Consider the following 26,033-nt stretch of genomic DNA (forward strand, 5'->3'; position numbering starts at 1 on the left):
GGGTCGGCCCGCTCCGGAGACCGGTCGGGCGTAGAACGGACGGGACCGCCGGAGGTCCCGGACGCCCGGAGCGCACACCGAGGCCGGGCCGGGGCCCACCGAAGGCGGGCCGGGTCGTTCCGAGGAGGACGCGGATGCCTGACGATCCCCGCCACGGCCCGCTGGTGGCGATGCTGCTGGCGCTCACCGTGGTCACCGGGCTGGTCGACGCGGTGAGCTACCTCGCCCTCGGCCACGTCTTCGTCGCCAACATGACCGGCAACGTGGTCTTCCTCGGCTTCGCACTGGTCGGTGCGCCCGGGCTCTCCGCCTCGGCCTCGCTCGCGGCGCTCGCCGCCTTCCTGGCCGGTGCGGTGTCGGGCGGCCGTCTCGCCGAACACCGGCCGGACCACCGCGGCCGGCTGCTGGTCACCACCGTCACCGTGCAGGCGGTGCTGCTGGCCGGCTGCACCGTGGCGGCGGCCGTGTTCGGCCACACCCACGACCCGGTCCGCTACACCCTGATCGGCGTGCTGGGCTTCGCGATGGGCCTGCAGAACGCCGTCGTCCGGGCGCTGAAGGTCCCCGACCTGACCACCACCGTGCTGACCATGACGCTGACCGCCCTGGCCGCGGACCGCGCCGGGGCCCGCCGTCTGGCCTCCGCCGGCTGGATGTTCGCCGGAGCGCTCGCCGGGGCCGCCCTCGTCCTCGGGCCCGGCGTCCCGGCGGCGCTCGCGGCGGCCCTCGTCCTCGTCCTCGCGGTCGCCGCCGCCACCCACCGGGCCGGCCGCCTCACCCCGCCGTGGACCCGGCCCGGGGGCGCCGCCCCCTGACGGGCGTTCCGCCTCCCGCCCCGCAGGCGCCCGCCTGCGCCGCCGCACCGTGGACGCCGCCCGCACCGCCAGCACCGCCCGCCCCGTCGGCCCCGTCCGTTCGGTCCGTTCAGTCCGCGTCGTCCGTTCGGTCCGCGCCGCTCGGGTCACCCGGGTCGCTGGTCCGGTGCGCCTCGATGCGGGAGCGCTCGGCCGCCGGCAGCGAGCCGACCACGTCCTCGACCGTGCGGTGGGACAGCTCCGCGAACGCGCGGACCCACTCCACGAGTCCGGCGTCCGACTCGACCACCGGCCGCCGCCGACCGGCCGACCGCGGGCCGGTCGCGCGGGAGCCGGTCACCGCGGTGGCTCCGCCGCGTCCGGGACGGCCAGGAAGGCGTCCAGCTCCGCCCCGTACCAGCGGTCGGTGCGGCCCTGGGGCGTCATGCCGAGGCGTCGGCACACGGCGGCCGAGCGGTCGTTGCCGGGCCGGACGACGGCGTGGATCGCGCGGAGGCCGTCGGCGAAGCCCTTGGCCAGGGCGGCGCGGGCGGCCTCGGTGGCGTAGCCGTGGCCCCAGGAGTCGGGGTGGAGGTGCCAGCCGACCTCGACCTCGCCGTCACCGTCGGGCAGCGGGGCGAGCAGGACCGTGCCGACGACCAGGCCGGTGTCCCGCCGCTCCAGGGCCCACGCGCCGTGGCGGGGGTCGGTGGAGCGGGCCCGCAGCCGGTCGATCAGCGCGGGCGCCTCGTCGGGGGACTCCAGCGCCCGCGGGGTGGCGCCGAGCCAGCGCGCGACCTCCCAGCGGGAGTACAGGTCGAACGCGCGGTCGGTGTCGGCGCCGGTCCAGAGCCGGGCGGTCAGACGGTCGGTGACGAACACGGTGCTCCTCAGTCCTCCTGCGGCTGGTTGGCCCGGCCGCTCCAACGGGGCTCCCAACGGGCCCAGGACCGCTGCCAGTCGCGGTCGGCCCGCCGGGCGAGCGCGCGCAGCCGCAGGGCGAGCGCGACACCGATCAGCGTGGCCAGGGTGGTGGAGCCGGCCAGGCCGGTGCAGACGGCGGCGACGGTGAGGCCGATCCGGGTGTCCGGTGCCCTGGCGGGCTCGCCGGCGTCGTCCACCCAGAGGGTAACGGTGGGCCTGGTCAGGGTGGTGCGCGGCAGTTCGACGGTGCCGGTGTGCAGGCGGCCGTCCGGAGCCGCCCAGGCGGTCGAGACCTCCACCCGGTTCTCGTAGCCGCCGGCCCATCGGCTGTTCGCCGGCGGCTCCGGCACGGCCTTGCCGAGCACCGCGGCCTCGACCCGGTGCAGCCGGCCGCGTTCGGTCTGGGCGGTGCCTGCGGCGGTGCGGTAGCCGACCAGGGCGGCGGCGACGACACCGGCCACTCCGAGGGCGAGGGCGAGCGCGGCGGCGAGCCAGGCCCGGCTGCGGGCCCGGTCGACGGGGCGGATGAGCGGTTCGCGGGGGTCCGCCGAGCGGCCGAGGGCCCGACGCAGCTGACGGCCCACCCGCCGGGGCGCCGACGCTGGCCGGGCCGGGCGGGGTGTGGTGGACACGATGCGTGCTCCTCACGGCTGTTGGCGCTGTTCGGCCCCCGTCGGAACCATTTTCCAGCTCCGGCCCCCGTGCACAAGAGCCGTGCGGCCCCACCCGGCCCGGGGGCCTGCCCGCTCGTCCGTCGCCCACGGGTGTCTCTCCGCCGCTGCCTCCGCTCCCCGCCCGCCCCGGCCCCGGGGTGGTCGGGTCACCTCCCCGTGAGCATCAGCATCCGTACCAGCGAGACCACCCCGACGGCGATCGGCACCGCGTACCACCACGGGCGCAGCAGACCCCACCGGACGAGGTGCACGGTGCCCCAGTCGGTGAGCCAGGAGCCGATGTGGGCGCACATCGCGGGAACCCCGGCGGCCGTGACGCTCTCCTGGTCCCAGTGCCCGTCGGGCGGCCGGACGAGGAAGGACTTCAGCAGGAGCCAGGCCGTCAGCAGGTTGCCGGCGACGAGCAGGCCCCCGAGGAGCGCGAGGGCCGCCCGGTCCACCCCGTCCGCCCGGTCCGCTCCGTCCGCCTGCTTCGCGCGCTCCCCGTCCGCGCCCGGCATGGCCGGCGGAACGCCCTCGCCGTGCCGTCCGGTTCCGTCCCGGCCCTCCGGTGCCATCCGCGCCACCCCCGTCCCCCCGGTTCCCGCCCGGTGGGGGCGGGAGCCGTCCCCGTTTCCCCGGGAGGACGGTCCGCCGTCCCCGATCGGTTCTGGGCCTCCGTCAGGCCGCCCTGAATGAGGCCCTGAACGCCGTCCCGAACGCCGTCCCGAACGCCGCCCCGGGCCGCGGGACCGGAGCCCCGGCCCCGGTGTCGGCCCCGGCGTCGGCCGGGAGAGCGCGCAGGACCGGGACGTTCGGCCCTCGGCCGGGGCGGGGGTGAGGGGGCAGGCTGTCGGTGACCGCGTCCTCGTCGTGCCGGGACGCGGAGGTCCGGCCCGCTGTGGGGGCTCGCCGGGCCGCCGTGCGGAGCGGAGGGCGGTGTGGGGCCGCCCTCCGCTCACGTCTGCCGCCGAAGCCGACCTGCCACCGGAACCTCCGCCCCGTGAGGCGTTCTCCCAGCTCGGCGCCGTATTCTCCCCAGCTATACACTCGGAGTATACGTCGGGTGTATGGTCACCCCATGAGTGTTCCTTTGACCCTTCTCGGGCTGCTGGAGCGGGAACCGAGCCACGGCTACGACCTCAAGCGCGACTACGACGCCTTCTTCGGGCGCGGCAAGCCCCTGCCGTACGGTCAGGTCTATGCCACGCTCGGCCGGTTGGCGCGGGACGGCAAGGTCGTGGCCGGCGAGGCCGAGCCCGGCGACGGCCCCGAGCGCAAGCGCTACGTCATCACCGACGCGGGGGTGACCGAGTTCGAGCACTGGCTCACCGAGCCGGTCGCCCCCGAACCCACCCTGCAGTCGGTGCTGTTCACCAAGGTCGTCCTCGCCCTGATGCTCGGCCGCGACGCCGAGGAGTACCTCGACACCCAGCGCGCCGCCCACCTGCGCCGGATGCGCGAACTGACCGAACTGCGCCGGACCGGCCCGCTGATCGACGGCCTGCTCGCCGACCACGGCCTCTTCCACCTGGAGGCGGACCTCCGGTGGATCGACCTGACCACCGCCCGCCTGGACGCCCTCGCCGCGGAGGTACGCGCATGAGCCCGCTGATCGAAGCCCGTTCCGTCGAGCTGGCCTTCGGCGAGACCCCCGCCCTGCGCGGCGCCGACCTGTCGGTCGAGGCCGGCGAGGTGCTGGCCGTGATGGGCCCGAGCGGCTCCGGCAAGTCCACCCTGCTGCACTGCCTGGCCGGCATCCTGGTGCCCGACGCGGGCGAGGTGCACTTCGACGGGCAGCGCATGGACACCATGAACGAGGCCCGGCGCAGCGCCCTACGGCGGGACCGCTTCGGCTTCGTCTTCCAGTTCGGCCAGCTCGTCCCCGAACTGACCGCCGAGGAGAACGTCGCCCTGCCGCTGCTGCTCAACGGCGTCCGCCGGGCCGCCGCGCTCGCGGAGGCCCGTCCGTGGTTCGCCCGGCTCGGCCTGGACGGCATGGAGCGCCGCCGGTCCGGCGAACTGTCGGGTGGTCAGGCCCAGCGGGTGGCCCTCGCCCGCGGCCTGGTGACCCGTCCGCAGGTGCTCTTCGCCGACGAGCCGACCGGCGCGCTGGACTCGCTCACCGGTGAGCAGGTGATGGAGCTGATGGTCGACGCCGCCCGCTCGCAGGGCACCACCGTGGTCCTGGTCACCCATGAGGCCCGGGTCGCCGCCTACGCCGACCGCGAGGCGGTCGTCCGCGACGGCCGGGCCAGGACCCTCTCCTCCGGCCCGGCGCCGGGCGTCGCCGCAGGGCGGGCCGCCTCGTGATCGCCTTCGCCCTCCGGCTCGCCGTCGGCGGCGGCCGTGCCGCCGCCGTCCGACTGCTGACGATCACCGCCGCGGTGGCGATCGGCGTCGGACTGCTCCTCTCGACGCTGGCGAGCATCAACGCGGTCGAGAAGTCCAACGACCGCGCGCTCTGGCTCAACTCCGCGGCCGCGAGCCGGAACGAGACGGCGCCCGTCGACCCGCTCCGGTGGCGCCACAGCGCCGAGTACTACGACGGCGAGGAACTCCTCCACGTCGAGGTCGCCGCCACCGGCCCGACCTCGCCCGTCCCGCCGGGGGTTCCCGCGCTCCCGAAGGCCGGCGAGTACTACGCCTCGCCGGCCCTGGCGAAGCGGATCCGCGAGACCCCGGCCGTGCAGCTGGGCGACCGCTTCCCGGGCCGGCTCGCCGGGGAGATCGGCGCCGCGGCCCTGCCGTCCCCGGACTCGCTGCTCGTCCTGGTCGGCCGGAGCCCCGAGGAGCTCGCCGCCCGGCCGGGCGCCCGGCAGTTCACCACCATCGCCACCGCCCTGCCGGCCGGCTGCGACGGCAACGAATGCCCGGGCGCGGGCGTGCGCGGCGACGCGATGACGCTCATCCTCTCCGTCGTCGCGGGGGCGCTGCTCTTCCCCGTGCTGGTCTTCATCGGCACCGCGACCCGGCTCTCCGCGGCGACCCGGGAGCAGCGCTACGCCGCGATGCGCCTGGTCGGCGCGACCCCGCGCCAGATCACCGTGATCTCGACCGTCGAGTCCGCCGTCGCCGCGGCCGCCGGAACGGTGCTCGGCTTCGCCACCTACCTGCTGCTGCGCCCGCTGGTGGCGACGGTCCCGTTCACCGGTCGGCGCTTCTTCCTCGACGACCTCTCGCTCACGCCCGTCCAGGTGACGGCCGTCCTGCTGGGCGTCCCACTGGTCGCGGCGGCCGCCGCCCGGCTGGCGCTGCGCCGGGTCACCGTCTCCCCGCTCGGCGTCTCCCGCCGCGTCACCCCGAAGCCGCCGACGGCCTGGCGGGTCGTGCCGCTGGTCGCGGGACTCGCCGAACTCGGCTGGTTCGTCGGCCGCCGCCCGCAGTCGACCGACGGGCAGACCGCCGCCTACCTGACCGGCTTCCTGGTGATCATGCTCGGACTGGTGGTCGCCGGACCCTGGCTGACCATGGCCGCCGCCCGGCTGGTCGCCGTCCGGACGAGCCGCCCGGCCACCCTGATCGCCGTGCGGCGGCTCGCGGACGATCCGAGGGCCGGGTTCCGCTCGGTCGCCGGCCTGGTGCTGGCCCTCTTCGTGACCACGGCGACCGTCGCCATCATCGGCACCATCGACGCCAACCGCGGTGTGCTCAGCGGGGACCCGGGGACCCGGGTCGCGGTGGAGCACGGCGTGCTGGACGACGGGCCGCCGATGACCGCCGCCGTCCCGGACCGGGTGCTGGCCGCACTGCGCGCCGTCCCGGGCTTCAAGGGGCTCGTCGTGGCGCACGCCAACCCCGACGGCGTGGGCCGGGACCCGGAGGACCCGCGCGGCCGGGAGCCCGTCCTGACCCTCTGTTCGGAACTCGCCACCACCCCGGTGGTGGGCCACTGCGCGGCCGGCGCGGGTGTGGCCGCCGTCCCGCACCACGGCCTCCTCGACCTGCGGTCCCGGACGGGGACGCAGTGGCCGACCGTGCCGCTCTCCGTGGAGGAGGTCGCGAAACTGCCCGTCAACGCGCTCTACGTGACGACCGACGGCTCGAAGGCGGCCATGGAGCAGGTCCGCACCCTGCTGTCCCGGGCCTTCCCGGACCAGGTCGCGCGGATGGTCGACGACTGGGGCTCCAGCCAGCAGCAGCAACTGGCCGGCTGGCGCCAGCTCGCGGACGTGGTGCTGCTCACCACCCTGCCGATCGCCGGGTGCAGCCTGGCGGTCAGCGTGGTGGCGGGGCTCTCCGACCGGCGCCGGCCGTTCGCGATGCTCCGGCTCACCGGTGCGCCGCTGGGGCTGTTGCAGCGGGTGGTCGGTCTGGAGAGCGCGCTGCCGCTGCTGGTGGTCGCCGCGGTCTCCACGGGGACGGGCTTCGGCGCGGCGGCGATGTTCCTCAAGTCGCAGATGGGGTACGACCTGGTCTCCCCGGGAGCGGTGTACTTCGTCCTCGTCGTGCTGGGGCTCGCGGCCTCGCTCGGGATCATCGCCTCGACGCTGCCCCTGCTGAAGCGGATCACCGGCCCGGAGGCGGCCCGCAACGGCTGACCGCCCCGGACCGCGGCGCCCGCACCAGGGTCCTTCGCGCCCGTACCCCGTCCCCGTCCCCGTGTCAGGTCACCGGCCGGGGACGGGGTACGCGTGCGTCCCGGCCCGCCGGACGTCGCCCAGCTCCGGGCGCCAGCTGCCGAGGACCAGCGCGGACGGGTAGAACATCGGGCCCGGCAGCGCGTCCAGCCGGAACCGCTCCCAGCCGCCGCAGGCGTGCGGCTCGGTGACCACGGCGTCGGCCAGGCTCGGCGGGGCGAGCACGGCCGCGGTCACCCGGGGGCGGCCCAGCTCGTGGTCGAGCAGGACGGCGAGCACCCGCATCTCCTCGGCGGGCAGCACGATCCCGGTCTCCTCGGCGAGTTCGCGCGCCGCGGTCTGCTCGAAGGACTCGCCGCCGTCGACCTTGCCGCCGGGCAGGCTCCAGGTGGGCGGCTCGCCGGCGGTGGTCCGCCGGCCGAGCAGCACCCGGCCGTCCCTGGTGGGCACGATCACCCCGGCCCCGAGCATCGGTGCGGTCGTCAACTGCTGTTCCTCCCCGTGGGTGCTGCCGGAGGGTGGGCCCGCGGGCGTCACCAGGCGGAGCGGTCGAAGTCCTTCAGGAAGACGCCGTACAGGTCCTCGCCCTGCTCGCCGCGCACGATCGGGTCGTAGACCCGGGCCGCGCCGTCGACCAGGTCGAGCGGGGCGTGGAAGCCCTCCTCGGCGAGCCGCATCTTGTCCGGGTGCGGGCGCTCGTCGGTGATCCAGCCGGTGTCGACGGCGGTCATCAGGATGCCGTCGTTCTGGAACATCTCCTGCGCGCTGGTGCGGGTGAGCATGTTCAGCGCGGCCTTGGCCATGTTGGTGTGCGGGTGGCCGGCGCCCTTGTAGCCGCGCTGGAACACGCCCTCCATCGCGGAGACGTTGACCACGTACTTGCGCCGGGACGGCGAGGCGGCCATCGCCGGGCGGAGCCGGCTGATCAGGATGAACGGCGCGGTGGAGTTGCAGAGCTGCACCTCCAGCAGCTCGACCGGGCCGACCTCGCTGACGGTCTGCACCCAGCTGTTGGTGTCCGCGAGGTCGGGGACCAGGCCGCCGGCGTCGATCGCCGTGCCCGCCCGGATCCGATCGGGCGCCGCCGAACCGGTGAGCAGGGCGAGCGAGGTGACGTCCTCGGCGGAGATCCGCTCGCCCCCGCCGCCGGCCTGGTGCGGCAGGGCCGGCAGGTCGACGCTGCCGCTGCCGAAGCGGCCGATCGTGGTGGACTGCGGCAGCATGCCGGCCGGCAGCGGAGCCGACTCGGCGGCGAGCAGCTCGCGGTAGGACTCCGGCGGGCGGCGGACCGTCTGCGCGGCGTTGTTGATCAGGATGTCGAGCGGGCCGTCGGCGGCGACCTCGTCGGCCAGCGCCATGACCTGGGCCGGGTCGCGCAGGTCGATGCCGACGACCTTGAGCCGGTGCAGCCAGTCGGCGCTGTCCGGCATCGCCGTGAACCGGCGGATGGCGTCGTTCGGGAAGCGCGTGGTGATCGTGGTGTGCGCGCCGTCGCGCAGCAGCATCAGCGCGATGTACATCCCGATCTTGGCCCGGCCGCCGGTGAGCAGCGCGCGCTTGCCGGTGAGGTCGGCGCGGGCGTCGCGGCGGGACCGGTTCTTGACGGCGCAGTCCTGGCAGAGGTTGTGGTAGAACGCGTCGACCTCGGTGTACCGCTGCTTGCAGATGTAGCAGGAGCGGGGGCGCTCCAGGATGCCGGCGATCTCGTTGGTGGTGACGGTGGTCAGGCCGAAGGCGCCCGCGGTCTCGTCGTCGATCCGGGTCGGTGCGCCGGTCGCGGTCTTCGCGGTGACCTCGCGGTCGTTGGCGGTCTTCCGGGCCCGGGTCTCCTGCCGGCGGCGCTGCTTGAGCGTGCGGAATATGCCGCCGACGGCCTGGCGGACGGTGATCGCGTCCGGGTGGTCGACGTGCATCCGGTCCAGTTCGGCGATGACGTCCAGGCAGAGCTTCAGCCGCTCCGGGTCGAGGCCGGGGCCGTAGTCGATCTCCTCGGCGGTCCCGGTGCCGTTGTCCTGCTCGATGCCCACGCCCGCCGTCATGCCTGTTGCCGCTTCCCTGGTTGCTGTTCGCCGTTGCTGTTCGCCACCGCCGTTACCGCGTGAATGCTACGGGAGCGGCCCCGGCCGGGGCGAAACCCGGGAACCTTGGAGGAACCTCCAAGCAGGGTCCCCGTTCGGTGATCATGGCTTGTGCGGTGCACCAGCAAACGGGGTCGAACTGGCTTTTGACCGCGGGGTGCCGGAGAATCGAACGTTGGGTGCAGGGGCGCCCGAGTGCGCCCTGCGGCTGTGCCGCACCCGCACCCGAGGTGTCATTTCTCCCAGCCAGAGAGCCCCGTTTCATGCGCTTCCTGAACGACCTCACGCCGTCGTACGACCTGACGTACGACGACGTCTTCATGGTCCCCAGCCGCTCCGCAGTGGGCTCCCGACAGGGTGTCGACCTCTCCTCGAACGACGGCACCGGCACGACCGTCCCGCTGGTGGTCGCCAACATGACCGCCATCGCCGGCCGCCGGATGGCCGAGACCGTCGCCCGCCGCGGCGGCCTGGTCGCCATCCCGCAGGACATCCCGACCGAGGTGATCGCCGACGTCATCGGCTGGGTCAAGCGCCGCCACCTGGTGCACGACACCGCCCTCACGCTCGGCCCCGGCGCCACCGTCGCCGAGGCCCTCTCGCTGCTGCCCAAGCGCGCCCACGGCGCGCTCGTGGTCGTCGAGGACGGCCGGCCGGTCGGCGTCGTCACCGACTCCGACTGCCAGGGCGTCGACCGCTTCACCTCGCTCGTCGACGTGATGTCCCGCGAGCTGCTCCTCCTGGACGAGGGCATCGACCCGCGTGCCGCCTTCGACAGGCTCAGCGAGGCCCACCGCAGGCTCGCCCCCGTCGTCGACGCCGAGGGCCGCCTGGTCGGCATCCTGACCCGCAAGAACGCGCTGCGCGCCACCCTCTACACCCCGGCCGTCGACGCCGCCGGCAACCTGCGGGTCGCCGCCACCGTCGGCATCAACGGCGATGTCGCGGGCAAGGCCAAGGCCCTCCTGGAGGCCGGCGCCGACACCCTGGTCGTCGACACCGCGCACGGCCACCAGGAGTCGATGATCAGCGCGCTGCGGGCCGTCCGCGGCCTGGACCCGCAGGTCCCGATCGTGGCCGGCAACGTCGTCTCGGCGGTCGGTGTCCGCGACCTCGTCGAGGCGGGCGCCGACATCCTGAAGGTCGGGGTCGGACCGGGCGCGATGTGCACCACCCGGATGATGACCGGCGTGGGCCGTCCGCAGTTCTCCGCCGTCCTGGAGTGCGCCGCCGAGGCGCGCCGGCTCGGCAAGCACGTCTGGGCCGACGGCGGCGTCCGCCACCCGCGCGACGTCGCGATGGCGCTGGCCGCCGGCGCCTCCAACGTGATGATCGGTTCCTGGTTCGCCGGCACCTACGAGTCGCCGGGCGACCTCCAGGTCACCGCCGACGGCCGCCAGTACAAGGAGTCGTTCGGCATGGCCTCGAAGCGGGCCGTGAGCAACCGCACCTCCCAGGACTCCACCTACGACCGGGCGCGCAAGGCCCTGTTCGAGGAGGGCATCTCGCACTCCCGGATGTTCCTGGACCCGGCCCGCCCGGGCGTCGAGGACCTCATCGACTCGATCGTGGCCGGCGTGCGCAGCTCCTGCACCTACGCGGGCGCGGCCTCCCTGGAGGAGTTCCACGAGAAGGCCGTCGTCGGCATCCAGAGCGCCGCCGGCTACGCCGAGGGCAAGCCGCTGCACTCCAGCTGGGCCTGACGCCTAGCGCTGAAGCCCACCGCCGGCCGGGCGGCTCCTCGCGACGGGGAGCCGCCCGGCCGGCGTCGTGGCGGGGTGCGGGCGGGCCTCCGCCGTGGCCGGGTGCAGGCCCGTCGGGGCGAGCAGCGCCCGGCCGAGCAGCCCCACCGCGCCGTCCAGCGTCGCGGTGAACGCCACGGCGGCGCCCGGCAGCCCGCGCAGCTCCCAGAGCACCCGGACCGACGACCAGGCCGCGTCCCGGGCGGCGTCGACCGACCACGCGCCGATCCGGTGGGTCAGCGGCTCGATCCGTTCCAGCAGGTCCGGCCCCGGCATCAGCTGCTCCCGGACCGCCGCCTCCACCCCGGCCAGCAGACCGTTGATCCGGTGGTAGTCGGCCGCGAGCTGCCCGGGCTCGCGGCCCAGCCGCCGGCAGGTGTCGATCACGGCGAGCGGCAGGTCGTGCTGGATGTGCGCGTTCATCCCGGCCAGCGCGAACTGGACCGGGTGCACCTCCGGGCACGCCCGCCGCTCGAACAGCGGCTGCCAGCTGGCCGGCGGCCGGCGCCCGGCCGCCACGGCGTCCACGGCCAGCAGGTAGCGCCCGGCGAACACGACGTCCAGCTCGGCCACGGCGCCGGGGTCCGCGAACTCCCCGAGTCGGGCACGGACCGTCTCCGTCACGGTCAGGTACATCCGGTTGAACACCGCGACGCCGTCACCGGGCGGCAGCCCGCGCCCGATCGCCCGCAGCCGACGGATCACGCCGTCGACCCCGATCGCCACCCGCGTGTGCGTGCCGGCCATCCGTCACCCTCCGATGTCGATCGTGCACTGATCGCATCATCGTGACAGCCGCCTGCCCGGGCCCGGTCGATGCCGCGCGGAGCCCCCGGCCGCTCCTCCGTCCCCCTCCGCCACTCAGCCCAGCTCGTACTCCAGGACGTAGGTGTGGGCGCCCTGCTCGTCGACGTTCAGCTCGAACGTGCCGGTGATCCCCGTCAGCCCGCCCGAGCCGGTCCCCGCCACCACCCGGATCGCGAGGCGCTCGCCCTGGCTCCCCGGCGCGGAGTGCTGCAGCACGAACGACCCCTGCCGCCCGTCCAGCGTGCCCGTGAACCGCTCCACCGCCACGTACGCGGCCGGCCCGCCCTCGCCGTCCATCACCGAGAACATCCGCACCAGGCTCGTCCCCGTCAGCCCGCCCGTGAAGTCCTTGGTGATCCGCACCCGGCCGACCGTCGACCCCGGCTGCTCGTCCGTCTCCTCCGGCTCGAACGCCGTCAGCTCGAACGCCCCGCTCGTCCTGCTCCCCATGGCACCGTCCCTCGACCGAACCCCGCGGCCGGGCCCGTCGCCGACCGCAGACCCACCCTTGCACGCCCCACCGACAAGCGCGCCGCGGCGCCGTGCGGGCGGCCGGCCCGGCGGCCCCGCGGCCGCTCAGTACTCCCAGCGGAGGGCCAGCGCGGCCGCGTCGTCGTCCAGACCGGTCGGGGAGACCCACGCCGCCAGATCGTCGAGGAGGGCGTCGAGGAGGGCGTCGGGCGCGGTGGCGTGCAGGGCGGCGAGACGGTCGGTGATCGGGTAGAAGCGGCCCGCCGGGTCGCGGGCCTCGGAGAACCCGTCGGTGTGCAGGAGCAGGAGGTCCCCGGCGAGCGGTTCGAACGGATCGGCCCGGTAGCGGCCGCCGCCGAGGAGATCGAGCAGGCCGAGCGGCGGCGCGTGCCGGGAGGGCACGAGTTCGGTCACCCGGCCCGCGCGGCGCAGCAGGGCGTGCGGATGGCCGCAGTTGACCAGGAGGGCGGAGCCCCCCGGTCCGCCGACGCCGAGCAGCACGGCGGTGGCGAACCGCTCGTTGTCCGGCCGGGCGACCAGCGCGGCGTCCAGCCGCCCGGCGAGCCGGGCGAGGTCGGGCTCGGTGCGGGCCGCCGCACGGAAGGCCCCGAGGACGTCGGCCGCCGTCTCGACGGCCGACAGCCCGTGCCCCTGGACGTCCCCGAGCAGCACCCGGATGCCGAACGGCGTGTCGGCCACCTCGTAGAGGTCGCCGCCGATCCGCGCCTCGGCCGCCGCCGCGACGTACCGGACGGCGATCCGCAGCGGGCCGATCCGTTCCGGGGGAGGGCGCAGCAGCGCCCGCTGCGCCGCCTCGGAGACCGTCCGGACCTGGAGCAGCTCGCGTTCCCGGGAGGAGATCAGCACGACGTTGGCGGTGCTCGCGAGGGTCGCCGCGAGGATGGTGACCAGCGCGGTGAGGTGGACGGAACCCGACACGGCGGTGTTGCCCCGCTCCAGCAGCCCGGCCGCGACGGCCGCGGCCACCCCGGTGGCCAACGGCACCCGGGCACGGCGGGTGGTCGCCCCGACCAGCACGGGTGCCACCGCGAGGACGGGGGAGAGGGTCGTCCCCGGGCCGGTGAGGAGATCGGCCACCACGGCCGCGACCAGCAGCAGGAAGGCGCAGTGGAGCAGCAGCCGGGTCCGCCGCGGCAGGCGCGGCGGCCGTGCCCCGTCCCGCGGGCCGTCGGCGGTCACGGTCACGCACTCGCCTCCCAGGAGGTCGACGGAGGCACCGGGAGGGGCGCCTGCGCGCTTCCACCCTCTTCCACCCTCCACTCTCCACCGGGGCCGCCGCGGACGGCATCCCGGCGGGCCGGCCTGCTCCGCCCGGTCCGCCCGCCCGGTCCGGTCCGGCGGGCCGGATAGGCTGGCCGGCGAGATGAGACGCAAGAGCACGCCGCCGGCCGCCCCCCTCCCGCAACGCCTCGGAGTGGACCCGGTGCACCTGCGGCTGCCGGTCGTCGGCGGCCCGTGGCCGACGGTGCGCGCGTACCTGGCCGAGCGGCTGCCCGCCGCGGCGGTCGAGCGGGTCGGCGCCCTGCTGGACGAGCACGGGATCGTCGGTGAGGACGGGCTGCCGATCGCGCCGGACGAGCCGTTCCGGCCCGGGACGCACCTGTGGTTCTACCGGGAGCTGCCGGCGGAGGTGCCGGTCCCGTTCGCGCTGGACGTGCTGCACCACGACGAGCACCTCGTGGTGGTCGACAAGCCGCACTTCCTGGCCACCACCCCCCGCGGCCGGCACGTCGTGGAGACGGCGCTCTCCCGGCTGCGCCACGCACTCGCCCTGCCGGCCCTCAGCCCGGCGCACCGGCTGGACCGGCTGACGGCCGGGCTGGCGATGTTCGTGGTCCGCCCGGAGGACCGGGGCGCCTACCAGACGCTGTTCCGGGACCGCCTGGTCCACAAGGAGTACCAGGCGGTCGCGCCGTACGACCCGGACCTGGAGCTGCCCCGGACGGTGCGCAGCCACATCCTCAAGGAGCGCGGCGAGATCGCGGCCCGCGACGTGGACGCGCCGCCGAACAGCGAGAGCCGGATCGACCTGGCCGAGCGGCGCGGCGCGCTGGCCCGCTACCTGCTGCTGCCGTCGACCGGGCGGACGCACCAGCTGCGCCTGCACATGAGCGGCCTGGGCGTGCCGATCCTCGGCGACCCGGTGTACCCCGTGGTGCTGCCCGAGCCGGCCCCGGACGACTTTCGCCGCCCGCTCCAACTGCTCTCCTCGGTGGTCGAGTTCACCGATCCGCTGAGCGGGCGCCCGCGCCGTTTCGAGAGCCGCCGGACGTTGTCCGCGTGGGCCGACCCGGCCGGGTGGGCCGGGCCGGCCGACCCGGAGGTCCGACCCGCCCCGAGCCCGCCGCCGTCCGCCCCACCGCAGGCGGGCCGACTGTCCTAGGCCGGAGGGCGGAGGACGAAGGGCCGAGGTGGGGGCGGGTCCGGCGGCCGATCCGGATCGGACCGGTCCGGGGTGATCGTGGTGCCATGAACGCAGAACAGATCAGCAACCGCCCCGTCGCCCTGGTCACCGGCGCCTCGCGCGGTCTCGGCCGGGCGCTCGCCCGGGCCCTCGCCGCCGACGGCTGGCAGCTCGTGATCACCTCCCGGGGCGGGGCCGAACTCGCCACCGCGGAGGCCGAGCTGGCTGAGCTCACCACGGTGGTGGCACTCGCCGGTTCGATCGTCGACGACGACCACCGGGCCCGTCTCGCCTCGGCCGCGGCGGCCCTCGGCGGGGCACGGCTCCTGGTGAACAACGCCGGGACCCTCAACGGCGCCGACGCGGCCGGTGCCGACGGCGGCTGCGAACCCCTGCCCCGTCTGGCGGACTTCCCGCTGCCCGAGCTGCTGGAGACGTTCGAGGTCAACGTCCTCGCCCCGATCGCGTTGACCCAGCTCGTCCTGCCGCAGCTGCGCGCCCACACCGGTGACGTCCTCAACATCAGCTCGGACGCGGCGGCGGTGGCGTACGAGGGGTGGGGCGGCTACGGCGCGAGCAAGGCGGCGCTGGACCTCGCCTCGGCCGTACTGGCCGTCGAGGAGCCAGAGTTGCGGGTCTGGGCGGTGGATCCGGGCAGCATGCGCACCAGGATGCTCCAGGAGGCGAGCCCGGGCGAGGACATCTCCGGTGAGCCGCTGCCCGAGGAGGTGGCGCCCGCGCTGCTCACCCTCGTCCGCGACCGGGCCGCCTCCGGCCGGTACCGCGCCTCCGAGCTGCTCGCCGACCGGGTCGGCCCCGCCGGCGCCGTGACGGCCGGACCGGACCCCGCCGCCCCCGCCGCCGAGGCCCCCGGCCACGCCTTCGCCGAGGCCCCCGTCGGTGCCGTGCCCCTGGCCGCGTCGTCCGCCCGCCGGGGGGACCGGTGACCGCGGTCGCCGAGCCCGCCCTCGACGTCACCGTCCCGCCCGAACTCTCCGCCCGCGCACCCGCGGAGGCCCGCGGCACGGCCCGGGACGGCGTCCGGATGCTGGTCGGCCGCCGGAACGCCCGGGGCACCGACACCGTCGCGCACCACCGCTTCACCGAGCTGCCCGAGGTGCTTCGCCCCGGCGACCTCCTGGTGGTCAACAACTCGGCCACCCTGCCCGCCGCGCTGCTGGGCCGGCTGCCCGACGGGGGCCCGGTCGCCCTGCACCTGTCCTCCAGCCGGCCGGACCGGCACGGCGCGCACCTGGTCGAACTGCGCCGCGTCGTCCCGGGGAGGGCGCCCGCCTACTTCCCGCCGGCGCAGTCGCCCGCCCGGCCCGGGCTGCGGGTGTCGCTGCCGGCGGGCGGCTCGGCCGAGCTGACCGCACCGTTCACGCCCCGGCTCTGGCACGCCCGGCTCGTCCTCCCGGGTCCGCTGACCGGGTACCTCGCGCAGCACGGCCGGGCCGTCCGCTACGGCTACGTCGACCGCGACTGGCCGATCGAGGCCTACCAGACGGTGTTCGCGACCGTCCCGGGAAGCAGTGAGATGCCCAGTGCGGCGCGGCCGTTCAGCGCCGAGGTGGTGGCCCGGCTGACCGGTCGGGGCGTGCTGCTGGCACCGATCACGCTGCACACCGGGGTCGCCTCCCCGGAGGCGCACGAGCCGCCGTACGCGGAGTGGTTCCGGGTACCGGCCGCCACCGCCCGGTTGGTCGACCACGTCCGGGCCGGCGGCGGGCGGGTGATCGCGGTGGGCACCACGGCCGTTCGTGCCCTGGAGTCGGCGGCCGGCCCGGACGGCGCGGTCCGGGAGGCCGAGGGCTGGACGGAGCTGGTGGTCACCCCCGAGCGCGGCGTGCGGGCGGTGGACGGCCTGCTCACCGGCTGGCACGAGCCGCGGGCCTCGCACCTGCACCTGCTCGCTGCCGTCGCGGGCCTGCCGCTGCTGGCGCGCTGCTACCGGGAGGCGGTCCGGCAGCGGTACCTGTGGCACGAGTTCGGCGACGTCAACCTGCTGCTCCCGGACTGACCGGCGGCGCCCCCGGAATCCCGCGCAGCCGGGCCGTGCCGTGCCGTGCCGTGCCGGTCCCCGGCCGTGCTACCGCTCCACCAGGCCCGGCGGAAGCTCCAGTTCGAACCAGACCACCTTCCCGTCCGGTGTCTTCCGGCTGCCCCAGCGGTGGGCGAGCTCGTTGACCAGGTGGATACCGCGCCCGCCCTCGTCCTCCTCCCGCGCGCGGCGCATCCGGGGCGACTCGGCGTCCTGGTCGGCGACCTCGACGGTGAGCGTCCGGTTGCACAACAGCCTCAGCTGGGTGGGGGATCCGGCGTGCACCAGGGCGTTGGTGATCAGCTCGCTGGTGAGCAGTTCGGCCCAGTCGGCGAGCGCGCCCAGCCCCCAGTCGCCGAGCGTGTCACGGGTGAAGCGGCGCGAGTGGGCGACCATCGCGTGGTCGTCGCCGAGCGGGAGGGTGGCGATCCGGTCGGAGCCGACCGGCCGGGCCTGCGCGATGATGACGGCGATGTCGTCCTCGCTGGTGCGGCCGGTGAGTTCGGCCAGCACCGCGTCGCAGGTCTGCTCCGGTGAGCGGTGGGTGCCGGCGGCGATGGTGCGGCAGAGCAGGTCGAGGCCCTCGTCGAGGTCACGGCCGCGCCGCTCCACCAGCCCGTCGGTGTACAGGGCCAGCAGGCCGTCCTCGGGGAGGGTGAACTCGACGCTCTCGAAGGGGACTCCGCCCACCCCGAGCGGAGCCCCGGGCGGCAGCTCGACGAGCCGGGCGCCGCCCCGGCCGTCGCCCACCACCGGCGGCAGGTGGCCCGCGCAGGAGGCGATGCAGTGCCGGCCGACGGGGTCGTACACCACGCAGACGCAGGTGGCGAACTGGCCCTCGCCGATCGCCGTGGTGGCCTCGTCCAGCCGGTGCATGACCCGGTCCGGCGACAGTTCCAGGGTGATCAGGGTGCGGGCCACCGTGCGGAGTTGCCCCATGGTCGCGGCGGCCCGGATGCCGTGGCCCATGACGTCGCCGACCACCAGGGCGACCCGGCCGGAGGAGAGCGGGACGACGTCGAACCAGTCGCCGCCGACCTCGCTGACCACGCTGCTGGGCAGGTACCGGTAGGCGATCTCCAGCCCCAGGGTGCGGTGGATCTCCTGCGGCAGCAGGCTCCTTTGCAGGGTGAGCGCGGTCTCCCGCTCCCGGCGGTAGAGCCGGCCGTTGTCGATGGCCAGCGCGGTGCGGGCGGCCAGCTCCTCGGCCAGCGAGCGGTCCGCCGCGCCGAACGGCAGCGGGTTGCGGGTGCGGATGAACTCCACGCCGCCGAGCACCAGTCCGCGCGCCAGCAGCGGCACCATCAGGTAGGAGTGCACGCCGGCGTCGAGCCCCGGCTGCACCCGGTCCTCCGAGGCCACGATCCGGCGCAGCGCCGCCTCGTCCACCTCCGAGACGAGGATCGAGCGGCCGGTGCGCAGGCTCTCCGCGTACACCTGGGCGGACTGCGAGGTCGTGCCGACCTGGTCGGCCGCCCGGGACATGGTGCCGTCGGCGGCGGCCTCGCCGACGGCCACGGCCCGCATGAGCACCGAGCCGTCGGCCGGGACGGGGGACGGGTCCTCGCCGCCGAGCACCGCGTCGCGCAGGTCGACGGTGACGAAGTCGGCGAAGCGGGGGATCACCACCTCCACCAACTCCTCGGAGGTGCGGTCCAGATCGAGCGTGGTGCCGATCCTGGTGGAGGCCTCGTTGAGGAGGGACAGCCGCTGCTGCGCGGCCCGCGCCTCGTCCAGGGCGCGCTGGCGGGCCGCCGCCGCGTCCCGTTCCCGGGTGAACAGCAGGGCGTTGTCGATCGCGACGGCCGCGCGGACGGACAGCTCCCCGGCCAGCGCCAGGTCGTCGTCCTCGTACGGATGGTCCATCACCGTCCGGTAGAAGGCGGCGACACCGACCGGTGAGCCCCGGGCGATCAGCGGCACCACCATGAACGAGCGGACGTTCTGTTCGTGGACGGCCGCCGTGCGGACCGGGTCGTTCGCGAACCAGGCCATCCCGGCCTCGTCCATCCTCGGCACCAGCACCGGCCTGCGACGGGTGAGGGCCCAGGCGTAGGGCGAGCCGGGCAGGAACCGCTGCACGCCGCCGGTCCGGTCGATCGGTTCGAGCGTCGAGCCGTGCGCCGAGTGGAACGCCATCCGCCGCAGCACCGCGGAGCCGTCCGTCGACGGCCGGGCCTCGCGCTCGCCCCGTACCAGGTCGTCCAGCACCTCGACCACCACCGTGTCGGCCAGCCGGGGCGTCGCCACCTCGGCCAACTCCAGTGCGGTCTGGGCCAGATCGAGCGTGGTGCCGATCCGGGTGGAGGCCACGTTCACCAGCGCCAGCCGCTCCTGTGCGGCCTTCGCCTCGCGCAGGGCCTGCTGCCGCGCCAGCACGATCTGGTGCTGGCGCAGGTAGAGGCGGGCGTTGTCGATGGCGACGGCCGCCCGGGAGGCCAGCTCGTCACCGAGCGTGATGTCCGCCTCGGCGAAGGACTCCCGCTCCCCGCGCCGCGAGTACACGATCATGCCGAGGGTGGTGCCGCGCGCCACCAGCGGGGTGATCCGCACGGACCGCGGCCGGTCGCCCAGGTAGGCCTGGCGGCGGCTCTCGCTGATCCCGTTGCTCAGTGGCGGAAGCTCCCAGGAGGGCACCACCACCGTCCGGCCGGTGGCCAGCGCCCTCGCGTAGGGGGATTCCGGCGCCACCTCGTACACGGCGTCCACCGGCAGGGCCTCCGCCGGGTAGAGCGGGTCGGTGGTGGCCAGGGCGAGCCGGCGGACCTGCTGCGGCGCGGACGGGTCCAGCGGTTCGACGGTCCGGCCGGCGGCCAGCGCCTCCAGCGCGAAGACGCCGCTGATGTCGGCGACCTTGGGCACCATGGCGTCGGCCAGCTCGCGGGCGGTCTGCCGCAGGTCGAGGGTGGTGCCGATCGAGGCGCTGGCGTCGACCAGCAGGGCCAGCCGCTCCTGCGCCCGGGCGGCGCGGGCGTCGGCACGGAACCGCTCGGTGATGTCGATGACCGTCGAACTGACCCCGAGCACCCGGCCGCTCGGGTCCTCCAGCCGGAAGTACGAGGCCGACCAGGCGTGCTCGTGCGTCGGGTCGCCCGGGGTCCGGCCGTGGGACCGGGCGTCCAGGACGGGTTCGCCGGTCTCCAGCACCCGGCGCATCACCGCCTCGCTCTCCTCGCCGTCGATGCCGGGCAGCAGCTCGGTCAGCCGGCTGCCGACGTGCCGGTCCACCGGCAACCCGTTCACCCGGGCCAGCGCCTCGTTCAGCCGGACGAACGCCAGCCGGCTGTCGAAGACGCCCATGCCGACCGGGGACTGGGTGAAGAAGCCGTCCAGCACGGCCAGGTCCGCCTGGATCCGGCGCAGGGTCGTCACGTCCGACGCCACGGCCAGGACCAGCGGGCTGCCGCCCGGCCCGGCGATCGGGTGGGTGCGGAACTCCAGGTTGACGTGGTGGCCGTCCCGGTGCCGGACCGGGAACACGCCGGACCAGCCGCGCCCGTCGAGGATCTCCTGGAACAGCTCCAGCACCTCGGGCCGCTGGTCGTCGGGGGCCAGCAGCTGCGCGGCCCGGGCGCCGATGGCCTCCTCCGGGGAGTAGCCGAGCAGCGCCTCGGCGTCGTTGCTCCAGTGCAGGATGCGGCCGTCGGACTCGATCAGCGCGGTGGCGATCGGCACCATGAGGAGGGCGTCCTGGTGCGGCCCCGCGCCGGGTTCGCCGCCCGGTTCGTCACGGCGAGCCCGCCCGGGCCCGCCGAGGTCACGCCGCTCGTTCACCATGCTCGGTCACCATGGCCAGAGAACCGCCCGGAGATCGTTTTCGCCAGCCCTGCCATCTTCCCACGCGCCCTGCCCCGCCCGCGCGGCACGCGCCCCGGTACCGGTGGGCGGCGCCCGCGACCGGTGGGCCCGCCCCGGTCCCTCCGGCCCCTCCGGCCGCCCGCACAGGAAGTCGGCGGGTCCGACGTCCGGTGCACGGCGGGCCCGGGCCGCCCGGCCGCGACCGGCGGCGACCGGCCGGTCACGCCCGGCGTCCGGGCGGGCGACACCGGTACTCCGGGCCGGGCCGGGGCCTGCCCGGCCGCCCGCCGCGGTGGGCGTCGCTGCGCTCCTACGCCGTCCCGCCCGAGGCGTGGGTGTTCTGGAGCGTGCGCAACAGCGCGACGCCCGCCGGGTCGACGGAACGGCGGGTGTTGACCACGGCGATCACGCCCACCTGCTTCTCCGGGTCGAAGGCCACGAACGACCGGTAGCCGCCCGTCCCACCGTTGTGCCAGATCTGCAGGTGGCCGCCCTGGCGGGCGTGCAGGCGGTGGCCGAGCCACCCGAGGTGCATCCAGGCGAACGGGTTGACCCGGTGGCGGACCTCCCGGCTGAGTGCGATCGCGGGCGCCAGTGGCGAGTCGTCACCGTCCGTGCCGTTCGCCAGCTGGGCCCGCACGAGTATCGAGAGGTCGGCGACGGTCGAGTGGAGGCCGCCGGCGCCGACCAGGTCGGCGAGGTCCCAGCCGGGGACGGGGCGACCGCCGGAGGTGTGTCCGGGGGCCAGCCGGGCGGCGCGCTCGGCGTCCGGCGTCACCGTCGTGTCGGTCAGGCCGAGCGGGGCGCAGATCTCCCGCGTCACCAGCTCCTGGTAGCCGAGGCCGGTCCGGTGGGTGAGCGCGAGGCCGAGCAGTCCGGCTCCGAGGTTGGAGTAGCGGAAGCTTCGGCCGGGGGCGGCCCGCAGCCGGGTGCGGGCGAGTCCGGCGAGCAGGTACTCGGCGGTGCAGTGCGCGTACGGGTCGGGCTTGTTGGGGGTGAGCAGGGCCGGCAGCAGCATCCCGGCGGGGAGGCGGGGCAGCCCGGCGGAGTGGGTCGCGAGGTGCTGGAGGGTGAGCGGGGTGCCGCCCTTGGCCGGGACGGTGACGCCCGCCGGGAGCGCGTCGGCCAGGACGTCGGCGAGCGGCTCGTCGAGGGCGACGGTGCCGGCGAGCGCCAGTCGCGCGAGCGCGAGAGAGGTGAACACCTTGGTCACCGAGCCGATTTCGAACAGGGTGTCCGGGCCGGGGGCACCGCCGGCGCTGCCGGGGCCGGTGCGGCCGGCGCCGCGGATCTCCACCGTGCCGCCGGCCAGGCCGGCGACCACCGCGCCGACGTGCTGGCCGGCGAGGCGGTCGGCGGTCTGCTGGACGAGGCTGCCAAGGTCGTTCATGACCCCGAGCCTAGGATCCCCCGGCCGGTCGCGACGTCCACCGTGGCGACGATTTCGGGCCCCCGCCGTTCGTCCGCCGGAGGTACGCGCCCACCGCCGCCCGCATGCGTGGGGGCGGGCGGCGGTGGGCGGCCGTCGTGCCGGTCAGCAGCTCAGGTTGTTGCCCGGAACGGTGCCGAGCAGCTGGGTGAAGCGCTGGTAGGCGTTGATCCGGCTCTGCACCTGCGCGGGGTTGCCGCCGTTGCACTCCAGGCTGCCGTTGATGCTGCGGATGGTCTCGCCGAAGCCGTACCCGTTGACGATGGCGTTGTGCGGGGTCATGGTGCCGGGCCCGTTCTGGGTGTTCCAGTACCAGAGCGCGGTCTTCCAGGCCACGGCCGGGTCGGTCTGCACCAGGTTGGGGTTGCGCAGCAGGTCGATGCCGAGGGCGTCGCCGGCCGCCTTGTAGTTGAAGTTCCAGCTCAGCTGGATCGGGCCGCGCCCGTAGTACGCAGCCTGACCGGCCGGGCAGCCGTACGACTGCGCGGCGTCGCAGTAGTGCGGGTAGTTGGCGGTGTTCTGCTCGACCACGTAGACCAGGCCGCCGGTCTCGTGGTTGACGTTGGCGAGGAAGGCCGCGGCCTCCTGCTTGCGCACGGTGTCCGTGCCGGTGCCCGCGAAGGCGGGGTAGGCGGAGAGGGCGTCGAGCAGGCCCTGGTAGGTGTAGAAGGTGTTCCGGTTAGGGAACATCTGGTTGAACTGCGCCTGGCTGACCGGGAATCCGCCCGGGTTGGGGGTCACGGTGGTGGTCGGCGTCGGCGTCGGGCCGCAGCTGTACGGCTCCCAGTACCAGGTGCTGATCACCGGGTCGTAGCCCGGGTTGTCGTGGGTGGCCCGGTAGAAGCTGCCGTTGACGTACCGGACGATCGTGCCGGTGGTGTAGGTGCGTCCGGCGACCCAGTCCGGGTAGGCGCAGTTCCCGGGAGTCGGCGTCGCGGTGGGCGTCACCGTGGGAGTGGCGGTGGGCGTCGTGGTGGGGGTCTGGGTCGGGCCGGTGCCGCAGGTGCCCTGGTCGGCCCAGACGCCGGAGCCGGCGGTGCTCGGGGCCTCGCCCTGGGTCCACCACTTCGCGGACCAGTTGTGGCCGTTGTGCGAGGCGCTCGTGCCGCCGGTGTAGACGGCCGACGAGCTCCAGGGCGTGGCACAGACGGCGGCGCTCGCGTTGGCGGCGGGCAGCAGCAGGACGACTGCCAGGGCCGCGACGACGGCGGACAGCAGTGCGAGGAGACGTTTCGTTGACACTTGATCACCCCTTGTGCGGTGGGGGCCGCACGGTCGTGGAGGCGGGAAGGTCGGGGCAGGGAGGGGGCCCCGCGGTGTGGGGGCTCGTCGTGGGGGACGGGCCGACCGGGGTGCGGGCCGGTGCGGGGCTGGCCCAGACTCAAGCGGAATGGTCTAAACCTGTCAAGAGCGCACGGCGTGGCGGGGCCCGGATTCGGCGGCTGCGGCCCCCGGTCCGTCACCGTTCGCACGGTGCCCGCCCCCTGCCCCGACCTGCCCGTCTCCGCACCCCGGTCGCACCCCGGTCGCGCCCCGGCCGAAACTCGCCCTCCGTCTCCGGCCGACGCGCGGATCCGGCCCGTCCCACAGGCCCCGCCCGCCCCACCGGCCCCGCCCCGGCCGTGCACCTGCGCAGGCTCCGCCCGGTGGTCTGGGAGGATGGCGGGGTGGACGAGACCCCCGACCCCGCCGCCCTGTCCGGCCCCGGTGCACCGATCAGGTCGGGTATCCCGGAGCACGGCCGGGTGCCCAAGTACTACGCCGTCAAGGGCCGGCTGGAGGAACTGCTCGACGAGCTCGGCGAGGGTGGCGTGCTGCCGACCGAGCGCGAGCTGGCCGCCCGCTTCGAGGTGGCCCGCGAGACGCTCCGCCAGGCCCTGCGCGACCTGTTGATCCAGGGCCGGGTCCGCCGGCGCGGGCGCAGCACGGTGGTGGCCGGCCCCAAGCTGGAGCAGCCGCTCTCGCTGGCCAGCTACACCGAGGGGGTCCGCCGCCAGGGCCGGGTCCCCGGCCGCACCCTGATCGGGCTGGAACGGCTCGATGCCGGGACCCAGTTGGCCGGACAGCTGCGGATCGCGCCGGGCGAGCCGGTCTGGCACCTGGAGCGGGTACTGCTCGCGGACGGAGAGCGGGTCGGGCTGGAGAGCACCTACCTGGCGGTGCGGCGGGTCCCGGCGCTGGACCGGGAGTTCGATCCGGGATCCTCGCTCTACGCGTTCCTGGCCGAGAAGGCGGGCATCACCTTCGGTGCGGCCGACGAGCGGATCGAGACGGTGCTGGCCTCGCCGCGCGAGGCACTGCTGATCGGTACGCCGCCGGCGCTGCCGATGCTGCTGCTGCACCGGCTGACCAGGGATCCGGCCGGTGCCCCCGTGGAGCGGGTGCGCTCGCTCTACCGGGGTGACCGCTTCAGCTTCACCACGCGTCTCGAAGCCGGCTGACGACCCCGGGGCCCGGCCCGGCCCCGGTCCTGTCCCCGACCCTGCCCCAACCCCTTGTTGATCACGTCGAGATAACGGGTCTGGACCGAATTTCGAGCGCTGTTCATGCCCGGGTCGGAAGCCGGGCCACCGCCGTCCATCCGCCGATCCGACCGTGGTCACCGCCCCCTTCCCCGCCATGACGCAGCATCAGGAGGACGACGTGACCCCGCACACCCCCGCCACGCCCGCCGCCATCCCCGCCGCCCCGGCCGCCTCCGGCCTCTCCCGCCGCGGCCTGCTCCTCGGCTCCGCCGCCGCCGTACTCGCCGCCGCCCCGCTGACCGCCGGCGCCGCCCGTGCCGCCACCGCCGCCGTGGCCGGCCGCACCCCCAAGGTGCTGGTCATCGGCCTCGACGGCACCATGCTCAACCGCATCAAGGACTCGGGCGCCGCCAACCTCAACGCGCTGATGGCCGGCGGACTCACCGCCGCCGGCAGCCTCTACGCCAACCCGATGGCCGGCACCAGCTCGGGCCCGGGCTGGTCGACCGTCGCCACCGGCGTCTGGCCGGACAAGCACAACGTCCGCGACAACAACTTCACCGCCCCCGCCTTCGCCGCCTACCCCGACTTCCTCACCCGGGCCGAGACCGCCAGGCCCGCGCTCAACACCTACGTGGTCGCCTCCTGGGCGCCGATCGCCGACATCATCTACTCCGGGCGGGTCGACACCCGGGTGGCCACGCCGTCCGCCGAGTACGACGCCGGCACCACCTCCCGCGCCGTCGCCAGGCTCCGCGACACCGACCCGGACGCGGTCTTCGTGCAGCTCGACAACGTCGACCACGCCGGCCACAGCAGTGGCTCCGCCAGCCAGGCCTACCTGGAGGCGATCCGCGGCGTGGACGCCCAGGTCGGCCAGATCCTCGCCGCCGTCCGCGGCCGGACCGGGTACGCGCAGGAGGACTGGCTGGTCATGGTGACCGCCGACCACGGGCACACCCCCACCGGCGGCCACGGCGGCTCCACCTGGGAGGAGCGGCAGACCTTCGTGATCGCCAACGGCTCGGCCTTCCCGGCCGGTTCGGTCCGGTACGACGTGCGCATGGTGGACATCGCCCCCACCGCCCTCGCCCACCTCGGCATCGCCGTCGACCCGGCCTGGGGCCTCGACGGCAGCCCGGTCCCGAGCCTCGTCCCGGACGCCTTCGACGCGCTGCGCCCGCAGCTGACCGGCCGGGTCGACGAGACCGGCATCCCGGCCGGGGTCCTCGGTTTCACCCACACCCCGCCGAGCGGCTGGTCGGTCGACAACTCCGCGATGGGCACCGGCGGTGTCACCGAGTGGCGCGGCTGGTCGTTCACCACCGACGAGTTCTGGACCAAGGCCCAGCGCGACCAGTCCCGCGAGCTCAACGTCCGCGCCCGCAACGTGTTCGCCGTCGCGGACTCCGACGAGTGGGCCGACAAGACCTTCAAGGGCAGCTACGACTCCACCCTGGTCAGCCCCGAGTACCCGGTCGCCGGACTGGCCACCGTGCCGGTCTCCTTCACCACCTACTACCAGCAGGAGGGCGCCCAGACCGCCCAGGTGCTCGCCGTCTGGGACGGCGGCGCGCCGGTCCAGGTGAAGAGCTACACCGCGGAGACCAACGGCCGGCAGACCCTGAACCTGGCCGTCCCGGCGGGCGCGAGCCGCCTGCGGCTGCGGTTCCGGTACACCGGCAGCAACAACTGGTACTGGGTGCTCGACAACGTCCGGGTCGGCCAGAGCTAGTGCTGTGACCGCATTCGTTCACCGGGTTGCTTGATCACGCGGCGAGGACGGGCCTGCCGCCCCAGCGCAGACCCTTCTCACTGCGGATGCG

Annotated in this window: 22 protein-coding genes; 10 read left to right on the forward strand and 12 right to left on the reverse strand. The window is 75.2% G+C overall.

Annotation, left to right across the window (positions count from 1 at the left end; genetic code table 11):
* The first annotated feature begins 134 nt into the window (after positions 1 to 134).
* Positions 135 to 815, forward strand: a complete 681-nt coding sequence (locus tag ACFWIC_RS27730; protein ID WP_380520279.1) for a YoaK family protein — start codon at positions 135 to 137, stop codon at positions 813 to 815.
* Between the two features lie 109 nt (positions 816 to 924).
* Here ACFWIC_RS27730 and ACFWIC_RS27735 read toward each other — a convergent pair whose 3' ends face one another.
* The 4 genes from ACFWIC_RS27735 to ACFWIC_RS27750 form a co-directional block, all read right to left on the reverse strand.
* The gene (locus ACFWIC_RS27735; RefSeq protein ID WP_380520280.1) at positions 925 to 1,155 is read right to left on the reverse strand and encodes a hypothetical protein; all 231 of its coding nucleotides are present in this window, start codon (positions 1,153 to 1,155) and stop codon (positions 925 to 927) included.
* Entirely contained in the window at positions 1,152 to 1,676 is a 525-nt protein-coding gene (locus ACFWIC_RS27740) for a GNAT family N-acetyltransferase (RefSeq protein WP_380520281.1), read from the reverse strand. The genes ACFWIC_RS27735 and ACFWIC_RS27740 overlap by 4 nt, the downstream gene beginning before the upstream one ends.
* Before the next feature lie 8 nt (positions 1,677 to 1,684).
* Complete coding sequence (locus ACFWIC_RS27745; RefSeq protein ID WP_380520282.1) at positions 1,685 to 2,350, reverse strand: hypothetical protein; 666 nt, start codon at positions 2,348 to 2,350, stop codon at positions 1,685 to 1,687.
* Positions 2,351 to 2,538: 188 nt separating this feature from the next.
* Positions 2,539 to 2,949, reverse strand: a complete 411-nt coding sequence (locus tag ACFWIC_RS27750) for a hypothetical protein (protein ID WP_380520283.1) — start codon at positions 2,947 to 2,949, stop codon at positions 2,539 to 2,541.
* Positions 2,950 to 3,452: 503 nt separating this feature from the next.
* Here ACFWIC_RS27750 and ACFWIC_RS27755 point away from each other — a divergent pair.
* From ACFWIC_RS27755 to ACFWIC_RS27765, 3 genes are read left to right on the forward strand one after another with little or no spacing between them, the layout of a single operon-like run.
* The gene (locus ACFWIC_RS27755) at positions 3,453 to 3,977 is read left to right on the forward strand and encodes a PadR family transcriptional regulator (RefSeq protein ID WP_329948583.1); all 525 of its coding nucleotides are present in this window, start codon (positions 3,453 to 3,455) and stop codon (positions 3,975 to 3,977) included.
* The gene (locus ACFWIC_RS27760; RefSeq protein WP_329948584.1) at positions 3,974 to 4,684 is read left to right on the forward strand and encodes an ABC transporter ATP-binding protein; all 711 of its coding nucleotides are present in this window, start codon (positions 3,974 to 3,976) and stop codon (positions 4,682 to 4,684) included. The genes ACFWIC_RS27755 and ACFWIC_RS27760 overlap by 4 nt, the downstream gene beginning before the upstream one ends.
* Complete coding sequence (locus ACFWIC_RS27765) at positions 4,681 to 6,912, forward strand: FtsX-like permease family protein (RefSeq protein WP_380520284.1); 2,232 nt, start codon at positions 4,681 to 4,683, stop codon at positions 6,910 to 6,912. Before ACFWIC_RS27760 ends, ACFWIC_RS27765 begins: the two co-directional genes overlap by 4 nt.
* A gap of 69 nt (positions 6,913 to 6,981) precedes the next feature.
* Here the strand turns inward: ACFWIC_RS27765 and ACFWIC_RS27770 are convergent, their stop codons facing one another.
* Positions 6,982 to 7,437: an NUDIX hydrolase gene (locus ACFWIC_RS27770; RefSeq protein WP_380520285.1), complete on the reverse strand. Its 456-nt coding sequence runs from the start codon at positions 7,435 to 7,437 to the stop codon at positions 6,982 to 6,984.
* A gap of 47 nt (positions 7,438 to 7,484) precedes the next feature.
* On the reverse strand, positions 7,485 to 8,990 hold the full coding sequence (locus ACFWIC_RS27775) for an SDR family NAD(P)-dependent oxidoreductase (RefSeq protein WP_380520286.1): 1,506 nt from the start codon (positions 8,988 to 8,990) through the stop codon (positions 7,485 to 7,487).
* Positions 8,991 to 9,292: 302 nt separating this feature from the next.
* Between ACFWIC_RS27775 and ACFWIC_RS27780 the strand changes: the two genes are divergently transcribed.
* Positions 9,293 to 10,732 carry a GuaB1 family IMP dehydrogenase-related protein gene (locus ACFWIC_RS27780; protein ID WP_380520287.1) on the forward strand — a complete coding sequence of 480 codons (1,440 nt, stop codon included), beginning with the start codon at positions 9,293 to 9,295 and terminating at the stop codon, positions 10,730 to 10,732.
* A 3-nt stretch (positions 10,733 to 10,735) separates the two neighbouring features.
* Here the strand turns inward: ACFWIC_RS27780 and ACFWIC_RS27785 are convergent, their stop codons facing one another.
* The 3 genes from ACFWIC_RS27785 to ACFWIC_RS27795 all read right to left on the reverse strand — a co-directional run bounded on the left by ACFWIC_RS27785 (position 10,736) and on the right by ACFWIC_RS27795 (position 13,255).
* A complete protein-coding gene (locus ACFWIC_RS27785; RefSeq protein ID WP_380520288.1) occupies positions 10,736 to 11,518 on the reverse strand; it encodes a DUF5995 family protein in 783 nt (260 codons plus the stop codon).
* Between the two features lie 114 nt (positions 11,519 to 11,632).
* Positions 11,633 to 12,028, reverse strand: coding sequence for a DUF3224 domain-containing protein (locus ACFWIC_RS27790; protein WP_329884162.1), 396 nt, complete (start codon positions 12,026 to 12,028; stop codon positions 11,633 to 11,635).
* 126 nt (positions 12,029 to 12,154) lie between these two features.
* The gene (locus tag ACFWIC_RS27795) at positions 12,155 to 13,255 is read right to left on the reverse strand and encodes a PP2C family protein-serine/threonine phosphatase (protein WP_380520289.1); all 1,101 of its coding nucleotides are present in this window, start codon (positions 13,253 to 13,255) and stop codon (positions 12,155 to 12,157) included.
* Between the two features lie 178 nt (positions 13,256 to 13,433).
* On the opposite strand from ACFWIC_RS27795, the gene ACFWIC_RS27800 reads away from it, so the two are divergent.
* The 3 genes from ACFWIC_RS27800 to ACFWIC_RS27810 all read left to right on the forward strand — a co-directional run bounded on the left by ACFWIC_RS27800 (position 13,434) and on the right by ACFWIC_RS27810 (position 16,494).
* The gene (locus tag ACFWIC_RS27800) at positions 13,434 to 14,453 is read left to right on the forward strand and encodes a pseudouridine synthase (RefSeq protein ID WP_380520290.1); all 1,020 of its coding nucleotides are present in this window, start codon (positions 13,434 to 13,436) and stop codon (positions 14,451 to 14,453) included.
* A gap of 86 nt (positions 14,454 to 14,539) precedes the next feature.
* A complete protein-coding gene (locus ACFWIC_RS27805) occupies positions 14,540 to 15,421 on the forward strand; it encodes an SDR family NAD(P)-dependent oxidoreductase (RefSeq protein WP_380520291.1) in 882 nt (293 codons plus the stop codon).
* Positions 15,418 to 16,494 carry an S-adenosylmethionine:tRNA ribosyltransferase-isomerase gene (locus ACFWIC_RS27810; RefSeq protein WP_380520292.1) on the forward strand — a complete coding sequence of 359 codons (1,077 nt, stop codon included), beginning with the start codon at positions 15,418 to 15,420 and terminating at the stop codon, positions 16,492 to 16,494. The genes ACFWIC_RS27805 and ACFWIC_RS27810 overlap by 4 nt, the downstream gene beginning before the upstream one ends.
* Positions 16,495 to 16,563: 69 nt before the next feature.
* Here ACFWIC_RS27810 and ACFWIC_RS27815 read toward each other — a convergent pair whose 3' ends face one another.
* The 3 genes from ACFWIC_RS27815 to ACFWIC_RS27825 all read right to left on the reverse strand — a co-directional run bounded on the left by ACFWIC_RS27815 (position 16,564) and on the right by ACFWIC_RS27825 (position 22,984).
* Positions 16,564 to 20,292: a SpoIIE family protein phosphatase gene (locus ACFWIC_RS27815; RefSeq protein WP_380520293.1), complete on the reverse strand. Its 3,729-nt coding sequence runs from the start codon at positions 20,290 to 20,292 to the stop codon at positions 16,564 to 16,566.
* A 331-nt stretch (positions 20,293 to 20,623) separates the two neighbouring features.
* The gene (locus tag ACFWIC_RS27820; RefSeq protein ID WP_329952575.1) at positions 20,624 to 21,703 is read right to left on the reverse strand and encodes a serine hydrolase domain-containing protein; all 1,080 of its coding nucleotides are present in this window, start codon (positions 21,701 to 21,703) and stop codon (positions 20,624 to 20,626) included.
* Between the two features lie 144 nt (positions 21,704 to 21,847).
* Positions 21,848 to 22,984: a glycoside hydrolase family 19 protein gene (locus tag ACFWIC_RS27825; RefSeq protein ID WP_380520294.1), complete on the reverse strand. Its 1,137-nt coding sequence runs from the start codon at positions 22,982 to 22,984 to the stop codon at positions 21,848 to 21,850.
* A 425-nt stretch (positions 22,985 to 23,409) separates the two neighbouring features.
* Between ACFWIC_RS27825 and ACFWIC_RS27830 the strand changes: the two genes are divergently transcribed.
* Both ACFWIC_RS27830 and ACFWIC_RS27835 read left to right on the forward strand, forming a co-directional pair.
* Positions 23,410 to 24,183, forward strand: coding sequence for a GntR family transcriptional regulator (locus ACFWIC_RS27830; protein ID WP_329952576.1), 774 nt, complete (start codon positions 23,410 to 23,412; stop codon positions 24,181 to 24,183).
* A 178-nt stretch (positions 24,184 to 24,361) separates the two neighbouring features.
* Positions 24,362 to 25,942 (forward strand): alkaline phosphatase family protein, encoded by a 1,581-nt coding sequence (locus tag ACFWIC_RS27835; protein WP_380520295.1) that lies wholly within the window; start codon positions 24,362 to 24,364, stop codon positions 25,940 to 25,942.
* Positions 25,943 to 26,033 lie beyond the last annotated feature (91 nt).

This window comes from Kitasatospora sp. NPDC127035, from assembly GCF_042726075.1.
GTDB lineage: Bacteria > Actinomycetota > Actinomycetes > Streptomycetales > Streptomycetaceae > Kitasatospora.

What these genes read in the sequence shown, in the direction of transcription:
- ACFWIC_RS27835 (WP_380520295.1), top strand. Translation starts at nt 24,362, where the DNA reads ATGACGCAGCATCAGGAGGACGACGTGACCCCGCACACCCCCGCCACG.
- ACFWIC_RS27785 (WP_380520288.1), bottom strand. Translation starts at nt 11,518, where the DNA reads ATGGCCGGCACGCACACGCGGGTGGCGATCGGGGTCGACGGCGTGATC.
- ACFWIC_RS27815 (WP_380520293.1), bottom strand. Translation starts at nt 20,292, where the DNA reads ATGGTGAACGAGCGGCGTGACCTCGGCGGGCCCGGGCGGGCTCGCCGT.
- ACFWIC_RS27820 (WP_329952575.1), bottom strand. Translation starts at nt 21,703, where the DNA reads ATGAACGACCTTGGCAGCCTCGTCCAGCAGACCGCCGACCGCCTCGCC.
- ACFWIC_RS27755 (WP_329948583.1), top strand. Translation starts at nt 3,453, where the DNA reads ATGAGTGTTCCTTTGACCCTTCTCGGGCTGCTGGAGCGGGAACCGAGC.
- ACFWIC_RS27775 (WP_380520286.1), bottom strand. Translation starts at nt 8,990, where the DNA reads ATGACGGCGGGCGTGGGCATCGAGCAGGACAACGGCACCGGGACCGCC.
- ACFWIC_RS27750 (WP_380520283.1), bottom strand. Translation starts at nt 2,949, where the DNA reads ATGGCACCGGAGGGCCGGGACGGAACCGGACGGCACGGCGAGGGCGTT.
- ACFWIC_RS27800 (WP_380520290.1), top strand. Translation starts at nt 13,434, where the DNA reads ATGAGACGCAAGAGCACGCCGCCGGCCGCCCCCCTCCCGCAACGCCTC.
- ACFWIC_RS27790 (WP_329884162.1), bottom strand. Translation starts at nt 12,028, where the DNA reads ATGGGGAGCAGGACGAGCGGGGCGTTCGAGCTGACGGCGTTCGAGCCG.
- ACFWIC_RS27730 (WP_380520279.1), top strand. Translation starts at nt 135, where the DNA reads ATGCCTGACGATCCCCGCCACGGCCCGCTGGTGGCGATGCTGCTGGCG.
- ACFWIC_RS27760 (WP_329948584.1), top strand. Translation starts at nt 3,974, where the DNA reads ATGAGCCCGCTGATCGAAGCCCGTTCCGTCGAGCTGGCCTTCGGCGAG.
- ACFWIC_RS27780 (WP_380520287.1), top strand. Translation starts at nt 9,293, where the DNA reads ATGCGCTTCCTGAACGACCTCACGCCGTCGTACGACCTGACGTACGAC.
- ACFWIC_RS27805 (WP_380520291.1), top strand. Translation starts at nt 14,540, where the DNA reads ATGAACGCAGAACAGATCAGCAACCGCCCCGTCGCCCTGGTCACCGGC.